This is a genomic window from Paenibacillus sp. y28 (assembly GCF_037137075.1).
Classification (GTDB): Bacteria; Bacillota; Bacilli; order Paenibacillales; family NBRC-103111; genus JBBBNV01.
Genome location: NZ_JBBBNV010000084.1, coordinates 1 through 1,633 on the forward strand (window position 1 = coordinate 1; position 1,633 = coordinate 1,633).

Consider the following 1,633-nt stretch of genomic DNA (forward strand, 5'->3'; position numbering starts at 1 on the left):
TCCTTAACGGCCTTTCCTTCGTTGTGGAATGTGACAGTGATTGAGCCTGCCTCGCCTATTTTAAGCGGGCTTGTCAGTTCGATGGAATCTGCTACTAGGTCCGGTGTGGTGGTATCGTAGTAGACTTTGATGTATCCGGATTTATAAGCGTAGGTATAACCGTCCCAGAAGGCGTTTACAGGCATGTAATAATTTCGACCCTGAACGGGATAAGCCAGCCCTTCAGTGATGTCTTTGTATTTTGTATCCAACTCATTATCCAGGAATTTGGCTACCTTAATCATGCCAAATCCTGTATCTCCTGAACCTGCATCCAAAATTTCCAATTCATCTTCATAACCGGCCTCAGGAGAAGACTTGTCTTTATTAATTCGAACGTCCAACACTAGCTCAGAGGATATATTTAATTCTTCATATAGATTAATGTCCGCTTCCTTGAACCAAAAATATTGTGGCCGCTCCACTTCGTATGCGGTTGTAGCTGCCCGGCCCGCACTGTCTCTTAAATCCCCATGGACTAGCTCTGACTGTCCTGTAGCTACATTTTTTGCGTATTGAGGAATCGGCCCGGGGCATTGGGATATCCCGTTAACGATGCATCCACCAGTGAATTCATATTTCGGAGTACGCTCCCCCTGCGTCCACCAACTACGACCATCTAGGAGTCGCCAAATGTGATGTCCGGGGTCAGTTCTCTTCATACTGTAGACTGGCGTCAACTGACCATCCAAGGTCAATTCAAACTTCAAGCCAACAAGGGTTCCGATCTGGCCCTTATTGGCTCCGTCCAAGTACACTTCATATCGTTTTATTGTTGAAGGATCAAGTCCGACATCTAAAGCTATTGTCTTTTGGCTGTCTCTTGAATACGCATCAAGGGTAAAATCCACTTGTTTGACAGCTTCCATCGCACTCGTTCGAGTTACATAAACAGCAAACAAAGAAAAAATAAAAATAGCAGCCATCGCGGCTGCTATCCAAGTCTTACGTCTTTTCATATATTCACCTACTTCTATTCAATAGTATTTCGAATGACCGGGACAAAGTTAAAAGTATCCGATTGTCCCTTTCCCCCATTGACTCGTACCATCACAATTGGAACCTTACCGTTGTCTGCAATTTTTTGATCCGCAATATCTTTGGCTATGACCATAAGATACCACCCATAAACAGTCTTGGGCTGATCCAACCAGAACATTTTAATATCTTCCACCGGCCCGCCTGAAGCCGGTTTAACTGGCTTGTACTGCCAGGCAGAACCAGCATGCGAACGGAAATCAAAGTAGGTGCTTTGCTTTGCCTCCGAATTTACTACAGTGATGTGGAGTGCCACCAAATAATGGTTGTCCAAGGTTTGTGTTTTGGACAGCGGCTGCACATTATCGAACCAGCTCCTGTACGCCCCATCGTTCTTGGTCAAGTCCACAACCAAAACTTGATCCACCTGCGTGTCCACATCTGCACTCAAATCCAGGCTCTGCGGCAAAGGATTGGCAGCAGTGCCCCACATGGTTTCAACGTTTGACCCGCGCCAAGCCACCTCGGCATAACTTTGGGCAGTCTTGTCCACGGACAGTTCGCCGCCGCCTTTGACCGTCAGGACCCGCTCGATGACGGTTACCGACTGTGCCCG

Annotated in this window: 1 protein-coding gene and 1 pseudogene; both read right to left on the bottom strand. The window is 46.9% G+C overall.

The features are described from left to right. A partial coding sequence (locus WBG83_RS22320) for a hypothetical protein (RefSeq protein ID WP_336747592.1) occupies positions 1-998 on the bottom strand: 998 nt, incomplete at its 3' end. Between the two features lie 14 nt (positions 999-1,012). Beyond that, positions 1,013-1,633: pseudogene (locus WBG83_RS22325) on the bottom strand (hypothetical protein); the annotation flags it as partial.